At 69.1% G+C, this 17,161-nt stretch carries 17 protein-coding genes; 13 read left to right on the top strand and 4 right to left on the bottom strand.

What is annotated here, in order from left to right; all coding sequences use genetic code 11:
* Together I71_RS09840 and I71_RS09845 are read right to left on the bottom strand one after the other, a co-directional pair.
* A partial coding sequence (locus I71_RS09840) for a hypothetical protein (RefSeq protein WP_042694389.1) occupies positions 1-362 on the bottom strand: 362 nt, incomplete at its 3' end.
* A gap of 127 nt (positions 363-489) precedes the next feature.
* Positions 490-1,404: a pseudouridine-5'-phosphate glycosidase gene (locus I71_RS09845; protein ID WP_042694391.1), complete on the bottom strand. Its 915-nt coding sequence runs from the start codon at positions 1,402-1,404 to the stop codon at positions 490-492.
* 39 nt (positions 1,405-1,443) lie between these two features.
* Between I71_RS09845 and I71_RS09850 the strand changes: the two genes are divergently transcribed.
* Together I71_RS09850 and I71_RS09855 are read left to right on the top strand one after the other, a co-directional pair.
* Positions 1,444-2,535: a ligase-associated DNA damage response exonuclease gene (locus I71_RS09850; protein WP_042694393.1), complete on the top strand. Its 1,092-nt coding sequence runs from the start codon at positions 1,444-1,446 to the stop codon at positions 2,533-2,535.
* The gene (locus I71_RS09855; RefSeq protein ID WP_083897078.1) at positions 2,532-4,133 is read left to right on the top strand and encodes a cisplatin damage response ATP-dependent DNA ligase; all 1,602 of its coding nucleotides are present in this window, start codon (positions 2,532-2,534) and stop codon (positions 4,131-4,133) included. Before I71_RS09850 ends, I71_RS09855 begins: the two co-directional genes overlap by 4 nt.
* A gap of 3 nt (positions 4,134-4,136) precedes the next feature.
* Here the strand turns inward: I71_RS09855 and I71_RS09860 are convergent, their stop codons facing one another.
* Positions 4,137-4,355 (bottom strand): hypothetical protein, encoded by a 219-nt coding sequence (locus I71_RS09860; RefSeq protein WP_042694396.1) that lies wholly within the window; start codon positions 4,353-4,355, stop codon positions 4,137-4,139.
* A 361-nt stretch (positions 4,356-4,716) separates the two neighbouring features.
* Between I71_RS09860 and I71_RS09865 the strand changes: the two genes are divergently transcribed.
* The 5 genes from I71_RS09865 to I71_RS34910 all read left to right on the top strand — a co-directional run bounded on the left by I71_RS09865 (position 4,717) and on the right by I71_RS34910 (position 8,674).
* A complete protein-coding gene (locus tag I71_RS09865) occupies positions 4,717-5,685 on the top strand; it encodes a patatin-like phospholipase family protein (protein WP_244433738.1) in 969 nt (322 codons plus the stop codon).
* A complete protein-coding gene (locus tag I71_RS39635; protein WP_244433739.1) occupies positions 5,568-5,879 on the top strand; it encodes a DUF3734 domain-containing protein in 312 nt (103 codons plus the stop codon). Before I71_RS09865 ends, I71_RS39635 begins: the two co-directional genes overlap by 118 nt.
* Positions 5,880-5,952: 73 nt before the next feature.
* Positions 5,953-6,732 (top strand): 3-hydroxybutyrate dehydrogenase, encoded by a 780-nt coding sequence (locus I71_RS09870; protein WP_042694398.1) that lies wholly within the window; start codon positions 5,953-5,955, stop codon positions 6,730-6,732.
* Positions 6,733-6,941: 209 nt separating this feature from the next.
* Positions 6,942-7,274, top strand: a complete 333-nt coding sequence (locus I71_RS09875; protein ID WP_042694399.1) for a hypothetical protein — start codon at positions 6,942-6,944, stop codon at positions 7,272-7,274.
* 125 nt (positions 7,275-7,399) lie between these two features.
* Entirely contained in the window at positions 7,400-8,674 is a 1,275-nt protein-coding gene (locus I71_RS34910; protein WP_049976020.1) for a tail fiber domain-containing protein, read from the top strand.
* A 185-nt stretch (positions 8,675-8,859) separates the two neighbouring features.
* Here I71_RS34910 and I71_RS09885 read toward each other — a convergent pair whose 3' ends face one another.
* On the bottom strand, positions 8,860-11,394 hold the full coding sequence (locus I71_RS09885; RefSeq protein WP_042694403.1) for a methyl-accepting chemotaxis protein: 2,535 nt from the start codon (positions 11,392-11,394) through the stop codon (positions 8,860-8,862).
* A 272-nt stretch (positions 11,395-11,666) separates the two neighbouring features.
* Between I71_RS09885 and I71_RS09890 the strand changes: the two genes are divergently transcribed.
* The 6 genes from I71_RS09890 to upp form a co-directional block, all read left to right on the top strand.
* Positions 11,667-13,538, top strand: coding sequence for an ABC transporter ATP-binding protein/permease (locus I71_RS09890; RefSeq protein WP_042694405.1), 1,872 nt, complete (start codon positions 11,667-11,669; stop codon positions 13,536-13,538).
* Between the two features lie 23 nt (positions 13,539-13,561).
* A complete protein-coding gene (locus I71_RS09895; protein ID WP_042694407.1) occupies positions 13,562-14,137 on the top strand; it encodes a biliverdin-producing heme oxygenase in 576 nt (191 codons plus the stop codon).
* A gap of 72 nt (positions 14,138-14,209) precedes the next feature.
* The gene (gene pyrF, locus I71_RS09900; protein ID WP_042694409.1) at positions 14,210-14,935 is read left to right on the top strand and encodes an orotidine-5'-phosphate decarboxylase; all 726 of its coding nucleotides are present in this window, start codon (positions 14,210-14,212) and stop codon (positions 14,933-14,935) included.
* On the top strand, positions 14,932-15,576 hold the full coding sequence (locus I71_RS09905) for a phosphoribosylanthranilate isomerase (protein ID WP_042694412.1): 645 nt from the start codon (positions 14,932-14,934) through the stop codon (positions 15,574-15,576). The genes pyrF and I71_RS09905 overlap by 4 nt, the downstream gene beginning before the upstream one ends.
* A 95-nt stretch (positions 15,577-15,671) precedes the next feature.
* Positions 15,672-16,580: a diguanylate cyclase gene (locus I71_RS09910; protein ID WP_042694414.1), complete on the top strand. Its 909-nt coding sequence runs from the start codon at positions 15,672-15,674 to the stop codon at positions 16,578-16,580.
* 95 nt (positions 16,581-16,675) lie between these two features.
* A partial coding sequence (gene upp, locus I71_RS09915) for a uracil phosphoribosyltransferase (protein ID WP_042694416.1) occupies positions 16,676-17,161 on the top strand: 486 nt, incomplete at its 3' end.

Below are 17,161 nucleotides of genomic sequence, written 5' to 3' on the forward strand. Positions count from 1 at the left end.
CGGGCATCGTCGCCGGCCTCTTCCACCAGATCGTCATATTCGTGGGCCTCGATCAGCCCGAAGATCGACGCGGTGCCCGAGGCGTCCAGGTCGCAGGTCACCACATGACCGCCCACCTCGACGGAGGTGAAGAACACTTCCGGCAGTTCCATGCTGTCCAGGTCGGCGGTGACGGCGGCTTCGATCTCGTGGATGGAACGCGCCGACAGCGACCCGCGCAGCTTGGCCGCCTGGGAGGCCCAGACGATGCGCTTGACGTGGGCCGGCTCCTTCATCTCCGCGACGCCCGCCGCCTCGTCGCCTTGGCCGGCCATCGCGATCATCCGGGAAACCAGGGTCGAGGTGCTGCTGGGTGCGCGCATTGAAGCCTCCGCTCGTTCGATGACGACAGATTTGCGCGCAGGCAGTTAACGGGGTCTTAAGCCGGTACCGGGGCTAAAGCCTTACCACCGGGGGAGTAGGCCTACCCATTCGGTTGCGGGGGCGGTTTCAGGGGGCGGCGAGCGCCGCGGCGACACCTGCCGCGACCCGCGCGTTGTTGCGGATCAGCGCGATGTTGGCGGTCAGGCTGCGCCCGCCGGTGATGCGCTCCAGCGCCGCCAGCAAGTGGGGGGTGATGTCCTTCCCCTTGATCCGCCTGGCCTCTGCGTCGGCCAGCGCCTGCGAAACGGCGGCTTCCATCGCGTCGGCATCCAGTTCGTCGGCCGGCGGGATGGGATTGGCGAGCAGAACGCCGCCTTCCAGGCCAAGCTGCCATTTCGCCCGCAGAATGTCTGCCACCTGCTGTGCGTTGTCACAGCGATGATCGACGGGCAGGCCGCTGCGGCGGCTGTAGAAGGCGGGAAATTCGTCGGTGCCGAAGCCCAGCACCGGGACTCCGCGGGTTTCCAGAAGCTCCAGCGTCTTGGGCAGGTCGAGAATCGACTTGGCCCCGGCGCAGACCACGCAGACGGACGTGCGCGCCAGCTCGTCGAGGTCGGCGGAGATGTCGAAGCTGCTTTCCGCCCCGCGATGGACGCCGCCGATGCCGCCGGTGGCGAAGACGGCGATGCCGGCCAGCCGCGCCCCGATCATTGTCGCCGCCACGGTGGTGGCCCCCAGGCTCTTGGTCGCCAGGGCGATGGGCAGGTCGCGGCGGCTCAGCTTGCGCGCGGATGCGCCGGCGGTGGCCAGACGCTCCAGCGCCTCGTCGTCCAGCCCGATGCGGATGCGGCCGTCCATCACCGCGATGGTGGCGGGGATGGCACCGGCCGCCCGCACCTCCGCCTCCAGCGCGCGGGCGGTCTCCAGATTCTGCGGATAGGGCATGCCGTGGGAGATCACCGTCGATTCCAGCGCCACCACCGGGCGGCTCAAAGCGAGCGCGTCGGCAATCTCGGGGGTCGGCAGCAGGGTCGGATGCATGCGCTGGGTCTCCGCTGGGAACGCCCTATATTAGGACGCATGTCCGCTGCACACCATTCCAAACCGGATCGCCGGCATCCCGACGGCCCCCATCCCGACAAGTGGATCAAGGTCCTGCCCGAGGGCCTGTATGTCGAGCCGGGAGGCTTCTACATCGACCCGGTGCGCCCGGTGGAGCGCGCGGTCGTCACCCATGGCCATTCAGACCATGCGAGGCCGGGCAACCGCCATGTGCTGGCGACGCCCGGCACGCTCGCCATCATGCGCCAGCGGATGGGCGAGGGGGTGGGCGGGAGCCTGCAGGCTCTGGACTATGGCGAGACTCTGCGCATCGGCGACGTGGCGCTGCGGCTGGTGCCGGCCGGCCATGTGCTGGGCAGCGCCCAGGTGGTGCTGGAGCATGCCGGCTCGCGCGTCGTGGTGTCGGGCGACTACAAGCGGCGGCTCGACCGCACCTGCGCCCCCTTCGAGCCGGTGCCCTGCGACGTCTTCGTCACCGAGGCGACCTTCGGCCTGCCGGTGTTCCGCCATCCGCCCGACCTGGGGGAGGTGGGGAAGCTGCTGCATTCGATGGCGCTGTTCCCGGAGCGCAGCCACGTCGTCGGCGTCTATGCGCTCGGCAAATGCCAGCGGTTGATCACGCTGCTGCGGGCGGTGGGCTATGACCGGCCGATCTGGCTGCATGGCGCGCTGGAGCCGCTGTGCCGGCTCTACAGCAGCCTGGGGGTGGAGTTGGGGGAGCTGCGGCCCGCCACCGTCGCGGCGAAGGAGGATTTGAAGGGGGCGCTGGTGCTGGCCCCGCCGGCTGCGGTGGCCGACCGCTGGGCGCGGCGGCTGGCCGATCCGGTGGTGGCGGTGGCGTCGGGCTGGATGCGGGTGCGCCAGCGCGCCCGCCAGCGTGGGGTGGAGCTGCCGCTGGTCATCTCTGACCATGCCGATTGGGACGAGCTGTGCCAAACGCTGGAGGATGTCGCCGCGCCCGAGGTCTGGGTGACCCATGGCCGGGAAGAGGCGCTGGTCCATTACGCCACCGGCCGCGGCATCCGCGCCCGCGCCCTGGCGCTGATCGGCTTCGAGGACGAGGATTCGGAGGGGATGCCGGAGAAGGCCGGGGAAGGAGAGGCGTCGTGAACCGCTTTGCCGCGCTGATCGACGCGCTGGTCTTCATGCCGTCGCGCAATGGCAAGATCCGCCTGCTGGTCGAGCATTTCGCCACCACGCCGGATCCCGACCGCGGCTGGGCGCTGGCGGCGCTGACCGGCGCCCTGACCTTCCGCGAGGCCAAGCCGGCGGCGATCCGCGAACTGGCGGCGACGCGGGTCGATCCGGAACTGCTGGCGCTGTCCTACGACTATGTCGGCGATCTGGCCGAGACGGTGGCGCTGATCTGGCCGGAGCGGCCTGAATATTCTGTGGGGCGGGCCAACAGCCTGCCGCCCAGCCTGGACGAGGTGGTGGAGGCGCTGCGGGCCGCCAAGCGCGGGCAGGTGCTGGGGCAGGTGGAGGGCTGGCTCGATACGCTCGACTCGTCGGGGCGATTCGCCCTGCTGAAGCTGATCACCGGGGCGTTGCGCATCGGCGTGTCGGCCCGGCTGGCCAAGACGGCGCTGGCGGAGTGGGGCAGGATTGCCCGGCCGGAGGTGAGCGTCGACGATGTCGAGGAGGTCTGGCACGGGCTGAGCGCGCCCTATGCCGAGCTGTTCGCCTGGCTGGAAGGGCAGGCCGAGCGACCGGCGACCGGGTCCGGCGCCGGCTTCCGCCCGATGATGCTGTCCCACCCGCTGGAGGAGGAGGACCGCGCCGGCCTCGATCCCGCCGCCTACGCCGCGGAATGGAAATGGGACGGCATCCGCGTGCAGCTGGCGGCGCGCGGCGGCGAGCGGCGGCTCTACAGCCGCACCGGCGACGACGTGTCGGGGGCCTTTCCCGACATCGTCGATCACATGAGCTTCGACGCGGTGCTGGACGGCGAGCTGCTGGTGGCGCGCGACGGGGTGGTGGCGCCCTTCAACGACCTGCAGCAGCGCCTCAACCGCAAGACGGTGACGGCGCAGATGCTGCGCGACGGGCCGGCCTGGGTGCGGCTCTACGACATCCTGTTCGACGGCGACGAGGATCTGCGCGGCCTGTCCTTCGTCGAGCGTCGCGCCCGGCTGGAGCGCTGGTTCGAGGCGGTGCGGCCGCGGCGGATGGATCTGTCGCCGCTGGTGCCGTTCGACCGGTGGGACGAGCTGGTCGCCTTGCGCGACGGGGCGCGGGAGAACGGCATCGAGGGGCTGATGCTGAAGCGGCGCGACAGCGCCTATCTGGCCGGGCGGCCGAAGGGGCCGTGGTTCAAGTGGAAGCGCGGGGCGCTGACGCTCGACACCGTGATGATGTATGCCCAGCGCGGCCACGGGAAGCGGTCGAGCTATTATTCCGACTACACCTTCGGCGTCTGGCGGGGAGAGGAGCTGGTGCCGGTCGGCAAGGCCTATTCCGGCTTCACCGACGCCGAGCTGATCGAGCTGGACCGCTGGGTGCGCAACCACACCACCCGCCGCTACGGTCCGGTGCGCGAGGTGGAGGCCGGGCTGGTGCTGGAGGTCGCCTTCGACAGCGTCCACCCGTCGACCCGCCACAAGAGCGGCCTCGCCATGCGCTTCCCCCGCATCCACCGCATCCGCTGGGACAAGCCGGCGCATGAGGCCGACCGGCTGGAAACGCTGGCAGCGATGGTGGCGGGCTAAGCCTTACCGCAGCGGGGCGGTCACCACGTCGACGGAGGTCTCCGCCACGGTGCCGGCCACGTTCACCGCCGTGCCGGCGACGCTGGCGGCGCCGCTGGCCACACCGGTGACGACACCGCAGCCGCTGAGCGGACCGCCCAGCAGCAGGGCGGCAATGGTGAAGAGGCAGCGCGGGGCGGGACGGCGGGACATGGCGCTGCGGGACATGGCGCTGCGGAACAAGGCGTCCTCCCAGGAACCGAAGACGGAAACGAAATCGCTGCGATTGCAGCACGCAATTCCGACCGAACCGTTAATGCCGGCATTTGGCGCAACTGCCGCAAATGCCCATGCCGTGCGATACAGCTTACCCCAAAGATTCTGCCAACGTTGATTGTTACAAGTAATTAATGGGGGCGTAATACCTTGATGTAGGTTTCCGCAAGGGTGCGGGCGGGTTACAAGAAACCAGCATGGCTGGCATGAGGAATTCTCCGTTTCGCAGAAATGTTTCTGCATAGCCACGGTCGGTTCGGCTCCCATATCAGGCTTGAGGATTGAGGAAAGACATCTGCGATCGATTGGCTGATTGGGAAAGACAGAGATGCGCGACGAGTCCTTTGCCGATCTGATTGCCCCCTATGACCGGGTGGCCCTCGTCCTTCAGGGCGGCGGCGCGCTCGGTGCCTATCAGGCGGGCGTCCTTGAGGGGCTGTTCAAGCACGACATCCATCCGACCTGGGTGGCCGGCGTGTCGATCGGCGCCATCAACGCGGCGCTGATCGCCGGCAACCCGCCCGAACGGCGCTGCACCGCCCTGTCGGAGTTCTGGAGCCGCATCGCCCCGCCATCGCCCTGGGAAGGGGCGGAGGCGCTGTGGCGGCGGCTGGATCCCGACGGTCCGTCGATTGCCGTCCTCAACCAGTGGAGCGCGTGGCGGACGGCGCTGTCCGGCCAGCCCGGCTTCTTCCGGCCGCGGGCGGCGGTGGAATGGGCGGCGGCCGGCCCCTTCGCCGGACCGACCAGCTTCTACGACACGGCGCCGCTGAAGAAGACGCTGGAGGATCTGATCGACTTCGACCGGATCAACCGGGGCGACATCCGGCTGTCGCTGGGGGCGGTCGATGTGCAGACCGGCAACTCCATCTATTTCGACACCGAGACCCACCGGATCGGGCCGGAACATGTGATGGCCAGCGGCGCCCTGCCGCCCGGCTTCGCACCCGTGGAGATCGACGGCGGGCATTATTGGGACGGCGGGCTGGTCTCCAACACGCCGCTCGACCATGTGCTGGAGGATCAGCCGCGCCGCGACACGCTGGTCTTCCAGGTCGATCTGTGGAGCGCCACCGCCAGGTGCCCCGCGGGATGTCGGAGGTGCTGGAGCGGCAGAAGGACATCACCTATTCCAGCCGCACCCGCTTCAACACCGACAAGGTCACCTACGAACAGACCCTGCGCAACCAGCTCGTCACGCTGCTCGACCGGCTGCCCGACGATCTGCGGGACACGCCGGAGGCGAGGGCGCTGCGGCGGGCCGCCTGCGGGGCGGCGATCAACATCATCCACCTGATCTACCGCCGCAAGAGCTACGAGCGCGACAGCAAGGACTATGAATTCTCCAACGCCGCCATGCGCGAGCATTGGGAGAGCGGCCTTGCCGACACCCTTGCCACGCTCGACCACCCGGAATGGCTGGCGATGCCGTCGCGACTGGACGGCCCCGTCACGCACGACGTTCTGCGCGCCGACGGCAAGCCGGCCTGACGGCTGGCGCAGCCCGGCCATCGCCGACAAGACCCAACCGTAACCGACATCTCGACCGAGAAGGAGCGGACCCATGCGTTTGCAGGACAAAGTTGCCGTCATCACCGGGGCGGCCAGCGGAATCGGGCTGGAGATCGCCCGGACCTTCGCCCGCGAGGGGGCGAAGATCGTCATCGCCGATCTGAACCAGGCCGGTGCCGACGCCGCAGCGGCCAGCCTCGATCCCAGCGGGGAACGGGCGCTCGGCGTCGCCATGAACGTGACCGACGAGGCCCAGGTCGATGACGGCATGGCCCGCGCCGTCGCCGCCTTCGGCCGCATCGACATCCTGGTCAGCAATGCCGGTATCCAGACCGTGGCGCCGGTCGAGCAGTTCGCGTTCGACAAGTGGAAGCAGCTTCTGTCCATCCATCTGGACGGCGCCTTCCTGACCACCCGCGCAGCGCTGCGGACGATGTACAAGCAGGGCAGCGGCAGCATCATCTATATGGGGTCGGTCCATTCCAAGGAGGCGTCGGCGTTGAAGGCGCCCTATGTGACCGCCAAGCACGGGCTGATCGGCCTTGCCAAGGTGGTGGCCAAGGAAGGGGCGGCGCATGGCGTGCGCGCCAACGTGGTTTGCCCCGGCTTCGTCCGCACCCCGCTGGTCGAGAAGCAGATTCCCGAACAGGCCAAGGAGCTTGGCATTTCGGAAGAGGATGTGGTGAAGAAGGTGATGCTGAAGGAGACCGTCGACGGCGAGTTCACCACGGTCGAGGACGTCGCCCAGGCGGCGCTGTTCTTCGCGTCCTTCGAGTCCAACGCGCTGACCGGCCAGTCCCTGGTGGTGAGCCACGGCTGGTTCATGCAATAGGCCGTCCGGCATCCGCCGGACCGGAAAAAGGCGTCGGGTCAGCGGCCAGGCGCCTTTTTCGTTTCAGGATGCCCCCATTCGGCGAGAGAGCGTCCGGAAGTCTTGCGGAGGGCGCCTGCAGCTCTCCGGCTCCCATTTTCTAAAAATCCGCACATAGGACTTTATACCGGATATGATGACTTATGTCTCATTAGCCGGAGGAGCACTCTATGGGCACATTGATGGTTCGGGACGACAACGGCATCCCCCTGCCGGTCCTGCGGCTGCGTCCCGATGGCGCCCACCGCCTGGCCGTCACCACAGACAGCGGCACGATCGGTCCTTTCCCGGACGAGATCCGGGTCATCAGCCTGTATGCGGACGGGCCGGTGTATCTGCGCACCGGTAGGGCCGACGTTTCGGCCTCGCAAACGGATCATTTCCTGCCGGCGGGCCTCTATCTCGACCTTGCGCTCGGCCCTGCCGGCCCCGGCCGCCACAGCCATCTGGCCGCCATATCTCCGAGCGGCCATTGCACCCTCTATGTGTCGGAACGCGAGTGATGATGCGCGGACTGAGAGTTCTCCTGGGCTTGACCGGCCGGTTCATCGTCCCAACCGACCGGCTGCTCGCCGAAACCGGAATGGCCATCCGTGCCGAAGACGGCGCACTTATCAGGAACTGACCCATGACGGACAAACGCATATCCGAGCTTCCGTCCGCCGGGCCGCTGAACGGCGACGAGATGCTGCCGGTGGTGCAGGCCGGAGAAACCCGCCGCATGACGGCCGCCGCCCTGCGTGAGGGCCTGCTGCCGGTCTCCGGCGGCACCGTGAGCGGACCGACCTCCTTTTCCGGCGGGCTGACCGTTCCGGCCGGCGCCGATCTGGACGGGGGGACCATCGACGGCACCGCCATCGGCGCCGCCGTTCCTGCCTCCGGACGCTTCACCACGCTGCGGGCTTCCGATTCCGCGACTGTCGCCACTGCGGCTGAATTCGGGCTGCAGGCACGCCTGTCGTCCAACCTGTCCACCAACCGCGGTTTCATCGTGGCCCAACGGTCCCGCGGCAGCCTAAGTCTGCCGGCGCCGGTGCAGTCAGGTGATTTCCTGGGCGGTCTGGGGGTCGGCGGGCATGACGGGGGCCAGTGGACCTATGGCTGGAATGGCGGAGCCGAAATCTACGGTGTCGCGACCGAGGCCTGGACGGCAACCGCCCATGGCACCGCCCTGGTCGCCGGGCTCGTTCCCAATGGACAGTCGGCCGTGCGCGAGGCGGCCCGGCTGACCTCCGGAGCGCTGCTGCCGGGCAGCGACGGAACCATCAATCTGGGGGCGACCTACAAGCGCTGGAACGACGTCTATGCCGTCAATGCCGTCATCCAGACGTCGGACGAGGAGCAGAAGCGCGACATCGCCCCCTGCGCGCTGGGAATGGACTTCGTTCTGGCGCTCCAGCCGATCGAATACCGCTGGCGCGACGTGGTCGAAGCGGAGGTGACGGAGACCCGCGTCGAGCGGCGTCAGCGCATGGAGCGGACGAGCGTGCAGCGCGAGGACGTCCAGCTGGTCGACGGCCTGTGGCGGCGTGTCCTGGTCGAGGAGGAGCAGCTCCGGCCGGTCTGCGAGACCGTTCCGCTGCACGACGCCGACGGCAATCCGCTGCTGGATTCCGCCGGGGCGCCGGTGACCCAGGCCGTTCCCGTGTTCGACGAGGTGGAGGTGGAGACCGTCGTTCAGCCGGCGGTCCAGCGCCTCCATCACCGCCTGCACACGGGCTTCGGCGCGCGTCAGGTCCGCAATGCCGTGGAGAAGACCGGACAGGACTATGCCTGTGTCATCCACGATTCCGAAAGCGGCTGCTATGGGTTGCGCTATCAGGAACTGATGGCACCGCTGGTTCGGGCGATCCAGCAGTTGCATGAGCGCGTGGCGGCTCTGGAAAGCCCGCCCTATCCGTGACGTGGGGCGGTGGCCATCGTCGGCATCGTCCCGTTCCCGTCGGGTGCATCACGACATCCCGATTTTCCGGAACGACGGATGGCCGATGGGGATGGTCCGCCCGGCGCTGTCCGGCGATGAAGGAGCGGTACGGTCGAGCGCAAAGCCTGACGCATCGGGCATTGCGCTCGACGGTATAAGAGCCTTCAGAACTCCTTCCAGTCGTCGTCGTCGCCGACGCTGTGCTTCAGGACCGGAACCGCGGTGGTCCGGGCTGAGGAGTCGGTGCGGCCGGCCGGCTTCGCGGCGGCCGGCTGGGCGGTGCCGCCATTGCCGCGGGCGGCGGGCTTCGCAGCCGGCTTGGCGGGGCTGGCGGTGCGGGTGGGAGGCGCAACGCGGCGGGTGGAGGCGACCGCAGCTGCCTGGACGGCAACCGCCCGCGGCGCCTGGGCATAGCCGAAGCCGGCGCCGCCGAAGCCTGTTGCGCCGAAGCCGGCCGCCTGATCGAACTTGAAGAAGCCGACCAGCGACTTCAGGTCGCCGGCCTGACCGCTCATCGCCTGGGCGGCGGCGGTGGTCTCCTCCACCAGGGCGGCGTTCTTCTGCGTCATCTCGTCCATGTTGGCGACGGTCGAGTTGATCTCGTCCAGCGCCGTCGCCTGCTCGGCCGAGGCCGAGGCCATTTCGGCGATCAGGGTCGCCACCTGCTGCACGCCCGAGACGATGCCCTCCAGCGCATCGCCGGCCTTGCTGACCAGATCGACGCCGTCCTTCACCTGGGCGTCGCTGTCCAGGATCAGGCCCTTGATCTCCTTCGAGGCCTGGGCGGAGCGCTGGGCGAGTTGCCGCACCTCCTGCGCCACCACCGCGAAGCCGCGCCCGGCGTCGCCGGCCCGCGCCGCCTCCACCGCCGCGTTCAGCGCCAGCAGGTTGGTCTGGAAGGCGATCTCGTCGATGACGCCGATGATGTCGGTGATCTTGCGGCTGGACTCCTCGATCCGACGCATCGCCTCGATGGCGGAGCCGGCGACGCCGCCGCCGGATTCGGCGGAGCTGCGGGCCTGGGCCGCCATCACGTTGGCGCGCTGGGCATTCTCGGCGTTGGAACGCACGGTCGCCCCCAGCTCCTCCATGCTGGCCGCGGTCTCCTCCAGCGAAGAGGCCTGCTGTTCGGTGCGGTCGGCGAGGTCGGAGGAGCCCAGCGACACCTCCGCCGCGGCGGCGGCGATGGTCTCCGCCGCCTGGGTGATCTGGCCGACGATCTCGGCCAGCCGGGTCGAGGTGGTGTTGACGTCGGTCTTCACCTGCTCGAAGGCACCCTGGTAATCACGGGTGACGCGGCGGTTCAGGTCGCCCTGGGCCAGCGCGCTCAGCACCTCGCCCAGGTCGGCGATCACCGCCTCCACCGTGTCGGTCAGGCGGTTGATGCCCTCCGACATGGTCTTGTAGAAGCCGTCCTTGCCGGCGAGATCGATGCGGCGTTCCAGGTCGCCCTTCGACACGGCGTCGATCAGGCTGGCGATCTCCTCGCCGATGGCCTGTTCGCGGGCGCGCTGGGCCTCGGCGGTGCGGCGTTCGGCCTCCAGCCTTTCACGCTCCGCCTCGTCCATCCGCTTCTTCTCGATGGCGTTGTCCTTGAACACCAGCACGGCCTTGGCCATGCTGCCGATCTCGTCGCGGTTCGCGAGCGCCGGCACGTCGACGGCGAGGTTGCCGGCGGCCAGCTCCGTCATCGTGCCGGTCATCTGCACCACCGGGCGGACGATGGAGCGCGACGTGATCAGCGCCACCAGGATGCCGAGCGCGAAGGCGCCCACCGCCATGCCGATCAGCAGGCTGCGGGTGTTGGCGATGTCGGACTGCGCGTCGGCCAGCACGCCCTCGCGCGCCGCCGTCTGCAAGGTGATGGTCTTTTCCACAAGGGCGGCGAATTCCTCGGCCTCCTTGCTCATGACGCTGAAGGCCAGTGTCTGGACCTCGTCGACGACCTTCACCAGACGATTGAAGGCATCGAGATAGCGGGAACCGGCCTGCGCCGACTCCTCGATGGCCCGCTTTTGCGCCGGATCGGCCAGACGGGCGGACAGGGCGGTGGCCGCCTTGACGAACTCGGCCATCTGGACGCGCGCATCCTCCGCCCCCTTCGCCGTCGGCGTCGAGGTGAAGCGCAGGGCGCTGAGGCGGGCGAGGAGCAGCAGTTCTTGAGTCTTGCCGGCCTGGGCCGCGCCATCGAAGTCGCCGGCGGCCATGGCGGCGGCCATCATCTGGTCGATGCCCTCGCGCGCCTTCGCACCCATCGGCGTCAACTCTTCCGTTTCCAGCTGGGCGCGCTGCTCCCGCGCTTTGACCAGTTGGGCGAAGTTCCCGGTGTAGCTGTCGAAATACCGGATCATCGCTTCGACATTGGCGCGGCGGCCGGGATCCAGCGTGATATCGCGGATGGAGCGCAGCTTCTCGCCCAGCTTTCTCTGCTGGTCCTGGATCGGGGCGACCAGGGCGCTGTTGCCGGTGAAGGAATAGTTGAGCGCGTTGCGGCGCATATCGGAAACCGAACCGTCCACGTCTGAAAGGCGCAGCGACCCGTCCGAAATCGTCGCATAGCGGGTGAAGCCATCCTCCACCGTCGAAAGCGACCGGATGCCCAGCGCGGCCACCAGGACAAGGAGGGCGAGGATCAGAAGGAAACCCACCTGGATGCGGGTGCCCACCTTGAAGCGGCCGGCGAAACTGGCGTTCTGCATGGTCAACTGCCTTGATCTGCGGTGCGGTTCGAACGCAATACGCCCGGCAGAGTAGTGGAAAGTGGTTTCCAGTCCGTTGCCATCGCCTAAGGAAATGCACCGAAAGCGCCTCTGGGCCGCGGCAAAATCGTGTCAAGGCAGGGATGCGGGGCTTTGACGCCGCCGCACCGGTCCCTAGGTTAGGTCGCCTGTACAGCATTTTGGGGCGGCGCCATGCCTTGGCCGGTCCCCGGGCTGCTTTCCCGCGATCCGTAAAGGCCACCAGGATTCCGATGCGCCGCAGCCTTCCGCCGACCTCCGACACCAGCGCCTTCACCCGCCCGTCCGGCGACCTCCGCGCCGCCATCCGCTCGCTGGCCCCCTACATCTGGCCCAGCGATTCCCTGGAGACCCGGGTGCGGGTGGTGCTGGCGATGCTGCTGCTGGTCGGTGCCAAGGTCGCCAACGTCTATGTGCCGATCTTCTACAAGCATGCGGTGGACGCCCTGACGCCGGCGTCCGCCGGGGGAAGTGTCGGGCCTGGCGCGGCGGTGACCATCCCGCTGGGACTGATCGTCGCATACGGCCTCGCCCGCGTGACCTCGCTGGTCTTCGCCGAACTGCGCGACGCGGTCTTCGCCACGGTGGCCCAGCGCACCATCCGCAAGGTTGCGCTGTCGGTGTTCCGGCACCTGCACGCGCTGTCGCTGCGCTTTCACCTGGAGCGCCAGACCGGTGGCCTGACCCGCTCGCTGGAGCGCGGAACGCGGGCCATCGAATCGCTGCTGCGCTACACGCTGTTCTCCATCGTGCCGACGCTGGTGGAGATCGCGCTGGTCTGCGCCATCCTGTGGAAGCTGTTCAGCGTCTGGTTCGCGCTGGCGACCTTCGTCACGGTGATGGGCTACATCCTCTACACCTTCTTCGTCTCGGAATGGCGCATCAAGTTCCGCCGCCAGATGAACGATACCGACAGCAAGGCCAACACCAAGGCGATCGACAGCCTGCTGAACTACGAGACGGTCAAGTATTTCGGCAACGAGGAGCATGAGGCCCGCCGCTACGACGGCGCCCTGCAGAGCTACGAGAAGGCGGCGGTGCGCAGCCAGCAGAGCCTGTCGCTGCTGAATGTCGGGCAGTCGGCGATCATCTCGCTGGGGCTGGCGGTGGTGATGGGCATGGCCGCCAAGGGCATCGTCGACGGCAGCATGTCGCTGGGCGACTTCGTTCTGGTGAACACCTATCTGCTGCAGCTCTACCAGCCGCTGAACTTCTTCGGCGTCGTCTATCGCGAGATCAAGCAGTCGCTGATCGACATCGAATCGATGGTAACCCTGCTGGCGGTCGACCGCGAGGTGGCCGACGGACCCGACGCCCGGCCGCTGGCGGTCGACGGGGCGGAACTGCGCTTCGAGGGGGTCGAGTTCGGCTATGACCCGCGGCGGCCGATCCTGAAGGGTGTCGGCTTCACCGTTCCTGCCGGAAAGACCGTCGCCATCGTCGGCCCGTCCGGCGCCGGCAAGTCGACCATCAGCCGGCTGCTGTTCCGCTTCTACGACGTCAACGGCGGCCGGGTGCTGATCGACGGCCAGGACATTCGCGCGGTGACCCAGGCGTCGCTGCGCGCGGCCATCGGCATCGTTCCGCAGGACACCGTGCTGTTCAACGACACCGTCTTCTACAACATCGCCTATGGCCGTCCCGGCGCCAGTCCGGCGGAGGTGGAGCGGGCGGCCCGGCTGGCCCACATCCACGACTTCATCATGGCGCTGCCCGACGGCTACCAGACCACGGTGGGCGAACGCGGGCTGAAGCTGTCCGGCGGCGAGAAGCAGCGCGTCGCCATCGCCCGCACCATCCTGAAGGATCCGGCGATCCTGCTGTTCGACGAGGCGACCAGCGCGCTCGACACCCACACCGAGCGCGAGATCCAGGCCAACCTGCGCGAGGTCAGCCGCGGCCGCACCACGCTGGTGATCGCCCACCGGCTGTCCACCGTCATCGACGCCGACGAGATCCTGGTGCTGGAGGCCGGCCGCGTGATCGAGCGCGGCCGCCATTCCGATCTGCTCGCCGCCCGCGGCGCCTATGCCGCCCTGTGGGCGCGGCAGCAGGAGGCCAGTCAGGGTCCGGCGCCGCTGCCCGGCGTGCTGGCGCCGACCTGAGCCGGAAGCGGGGAGCACGGATCATGGGACCGGCAAGGCAGGCGCTGCGTGCCGCGACGCGGGAGAGCCACGACCGCCTGGACAAGGCCGCGGTGCTGCAACCGCTGGTCCGGGCGGACATCACGCAGCCGCAATATGCCCGCGCGCTGGCCGTTCTCCACGGCTTCAACGCGCCGGTGGAGCGGGGGCTGGGGGAGGCCGGCGGGGACGGCGCGGCGCGGCTTGAGCTGCTGCGCGAGGATCTGCGGGTGCTCGGCGCCGATCCGGACGCGCTGCCGGAGATGGAGGGGCTGCCGCCGCTGGACAGCGCGCCGGCCCGGCTGGCGGCGCGCTATGTGCTGGACGGCTCGGCCCATGGCGGACGGGCGATGCTGCCCGGGATCACGCGGGCACTGGGGTACGACGCCCGCCGCGGCGCCCGCTTCCTGGCGTCGGACGGGTTGGACATGGCGGGGGCCTGGAAAGCGCTGATGGTCCGGCTGGAAGAGGAGCTTGCAGACCCGGCGGCGCTTGCCACCGCCTGCGCCACCGCCGCCGGGCTGTTCGCGGCGCTGGAGCGGTGGACCCTGGACAACCGGCCGGCGGAACAGAGGGCTTGAAACTGGCGCCCGTCCCCGTCCCTTGCTAGGGTGCCGGACCATTCTCATCCGGGTTCTGGAGACCGCCTTCCCATGACCGCGCCAGCCTCGCGCATCTATTGCTCCGTCGACACCACCGAGATCGAGTCCGCCCGCCGCATCGCCGGGCAGGTGGCCGGGGCCGTCGGCGGCATCAAGCTGGGGCTGGAGTTCTTCATCGCCCAGGGGCCGGCCGGCGTCCGCGCCGTGGTGGGGGAGGACGGGCCGCCGCTGTTCCTCGACCTCAAGCTGCACGACATTCCCAACACGGTGGCCGGCGGCGTGCGTGCGGCGCTGCCGCTGAAGCCGGCCTTCATGACCATCCACAGCGCCGGCGGGCCGGCGATGATGCGCGCGGCGGCGGAGACGGCGGCCACATCCGGCGCCGACCGGCCGAAGATCCTGGCCGTCACCGTGCTGACCAGCCTGGACGCGGGCGACCTGGGCGCGGTCGGCCAGTCGGTGCCGGTCGCCGATCAGGTGGTGCGGCTGGCGACGCTGGCCAAGGAGTCGGGGGTGGATGGCGTCGTCTGTTCGCCGGCCGAGGTGGCGCTGGTGCGCGCCGCCTGCGGTCCCGACTTCATCCTGATGGTGCCCGGCATACGTCCGGCCTGGGCCGCCACCAACGACCAGAAGCGTATCATGACCCCGGCGGAGGCGCTGGCCGCCGGTGCCGACCATCTGGTGATCGGCCGGCCGATCACCGCCGATGCCGACCCGGCGGCGGCGGCCCGCCGTATCGTTGCCGAGATCGAGGCCAGCTCCGGAGGGGCCGCATGACCGTCGCCGCCAAGATCTGCGGGCTGAGCGAGCCCGAAAGCCTGCGCGCCGCCGTTGCCGGCGGGGCGCGCTATGTCGGCTTCGTCTTCTACCCGCGCAGCCCGCGCGCCATCGCCCCGCCGATGGCGGCGGAACTGGCCCGCCTGCTGCCGACCGGCGTGCGCTCCGTCGGGCTGTTCGTCGATCCCGACGACGAATTCCTGGAGCATGTCACCGGGCAGGTGCCGCTCGACCTGATCCAGCTGCATGGCGGCGAGACGCCGCGCCGCATCGCCGAGATCAAGGCCCGCTATGCCTTGCCGGTGATGAAGGCGGTCAAGATCGGCGGGCCGGAGGATCTGACAGTGGCGCTGGAGGCGGCGGAGGTCGCCGACCGGCTGCTGTTCGACGCCAAGCCGCCGGCCAAGGTGTCGGCGCTGCCCGGCGGCAACGGCATCGCCTTCGACTGGACCATCCTGGCCGGCCGCCGCTGGCCGCGGCCCTGGATGCTGTCGGGCGGGCTGACGGTGGACAATGTCGCGGAGGCGGTGCGGGTCACCGGCGCTGCCGAGGTCGACGTGTCGTCCGGCGTCGAGGACCGTCCCGGCCACAAGGACCCGGCGCTGGTCCGCGCCTTCCTGTCGGCGGTCGCGGCGCTGTAGCGCGGATTTCCTGCGATAGCGCCCTGTTTTAGACGAATGCTTCGACTTATCTTGGTCGCATGGCGGGACCCTGCGCCGTCGGGTAGGATGCGCCCATGAGCGATTCGACCACTCCGTCCACAACCGAGGCGCTCGGCGCCGTGCTCGACGAGCATCTGCGCTGGATCGGCCAGTGGCAGCGCGCCGTGTTCTACCGCGAAGGCCGCGGCGGGGAGCGGTCGTCGGCCCCGGCCTCCTTCGAGGCGTGGTGCCAGTCCGCCAGCCGCGACGACCTGCTGCAGCAGCCGGCGGTGCAGAAGCTGGCGACCCTGCACGAGCAGATGCACCGGCAGGCACGGCTGATCCTGCTGAAGGCGTCCGGCGGCGAGCTGCCGACCGAAGCGGAATATGAAGGGGTGATCGGCCGCTTCGAGGAGTTCATGCTGCATCTGCGCCGGATGGAGCGCGCCTTCGCCGCCGCCGCCTCCGGCCTGGATCCGCTGACCGGCCTGCGCACCCGCCGCGGCATGGGCGAGGCGCTGGAGCGCGAGCACAACCGCTACCGCCGCACCGGCCAGCCCTTCTGCGTCGCGCTGGCCGACATCGACAAGTTCAAGGGCATCAACGACAGCTACGGCCACGACATCGGCGACCGGGTTCTGGCCGCCACCGCCGCGGTCATCAGCCGCGGGGTCCGCAGCTTCGACGAGGCCTTCCGCATGGGCGGCGAGGAGTTCCTGGTCTGCCTGAAGGAAACCGGGCTGGACGAGGGCTATGCGGTGATCGAGCGGCTGCGCGTCGATCTGATGCGCTCGCCGGTGGTGCTGCCCGACGGCCGGGTGATCCCGGTGACCGCCTCCTTCGGGCTGGTGGAGGCGGTGGCCGACCTGACCGTCGACGATCTGGTGGTCTGCGCCGACCGTGCGCTCTATCAGGCCAAGAATTCCGGCCGCAACCGGGTGATCCGCTATGGCATCGACCGTCCGGAACCGAAGCAGGCGGTGGCGAAGGCGGGGCGGGGGTAGCGGCAAGCCGACGCCCATCCGGTCAGCCCCCTTGGCCCGGAGGCCCCAGGCGCGCTAGGATCGGGCCAACCTTCGTCAGCCGCGATCCGGACTCCATGCGCACCCTGCCCGAATTTCCCAACCTGTTCATCCTCGACCATCCGCTGATCCAGCACAAGCTGACCCATATGCGGAACAAGGAGCGGTCGACCGGCGGGTTCCGCACCCTGCTGCGCGAGATCTCGCTGCTGATGGGCTATGAGCTGACGCGGGACATCCCGCTGACCACCGAGCGGATCGAGACGCCGCTGCAGCCGATGGACGCCCCGGTGATCCTGGGCAAGAAGCTGGCGGTGGTGCCGGTGCTGCGCGCCGGGCTGGGCATGTCGGCCGGGCTGCTGGAACTGGTGCCGTCGGCGCGCGAAGGCCATATCGGCCTCTACCGCGACCATGACACCAAGCAGCCGCACGAATATCTGGTGAAGCTGCCCCCTGCCGAAGGGCGGCTGTTCATCGTCGTCGACCCGATGCTGGCGACCGGCAACTCCGCCGCCCATGCCTGCGACGTGCTGAACCGCCATGGCGTCGACGACCACAACATC

This window comes from Azospirillum sp. B506, assembly GCF_000333595.1.
In the GTDB taxonomy this organism is placed as follows: Bacteria; Pseudomonadota; Alphaproteobacteria; order Azospirillales; family Azospirillaceae; genus Azospirillum.

Bases quoted from the DNA above. Each gene is read 5' to 3' on its own strand.
- I71_RS34910 (WP_049976020.1), top strand. From the start codon at position 7,400: ATGACGGACAAACGCATATCCGAGCTTCCGTCCGCCGGGCCGCTGAAC.
- I71_RS09905 (WP_042694412.1), top strand. From the start codon at position 14,932: ATGACCGTCGCCGCCAAGATCTGCGGGCTGAGCGAGCCCGAAAGCCTG.
- pyrF (WP_042694409.1), top strand. From the start codon at position 14,210: ATGACCGCGCCAGCCTCGCGCATCTATTGCTCCGTCGACACCACCGAG.
- I71_RS09875 (WP_042694399.1), top strand. From the start codon at position 6,942: ATGGGCACATTGATGGTTCGGGACGACAACGGCATCCCCCTGCCGGTC.
- I71_RS09910 (WP_042694414.1), top strand. From the start codon at position 15,672: ATGAGCGATTCGACCACTCCGTCCACAACCGAGGCGCTCGGCGCCGTG.
- I71_RS09870 (WP_042694398.1), top strand. From the start codon at position 5,953: ATGCGTTTGCAGGACAAAGTTGCCGTCATCACCGGGGCGGCCAGCGGA.
- I71_RS09890 (WP_042694405.1), top strand. From the start codon at position 11,667: ATGCGCCGCAGCCTTCCGCCGACCTCCGACACCAGCGCCTTCACCCGC.
- I71_RS09885 (WP_042694403.1), bottom strand. From the start codon at position 11,394: ATGCAGAACGCCAGTTTCGCCGGCCGCTTCAAGGTGGGCACCCGCATC.
- I71_RS09845 (WP_042694391.1), bottom strand. From the start codon at position 1,404: ATGCATCCGACCCTGCTGCCGACCCCCGAGATTGCCGACGCGCTCGCT.
- I71_RS09865 (WP_244433738.1), top strand. From the start codon at position 4,717: ATGCGCGACGAGTCCTTTGCCGATCTGATTGCCCCCTATGACCGGGTG.
- I71_RS09895 (WP_042694407.1), top strand. From the start codon at position 13,562: ATGGGACCGGCAAGGCAGGCGCTGCGTGCCGCGACGCGGGAGAGCCAC.
- I71_RS09850 (WP_042694393.1), top strand. From the start codon at position 1,444: ATGTCCGCTGCACACCATTCCAAACCGGATCGCCGGCATCCCGACGGC.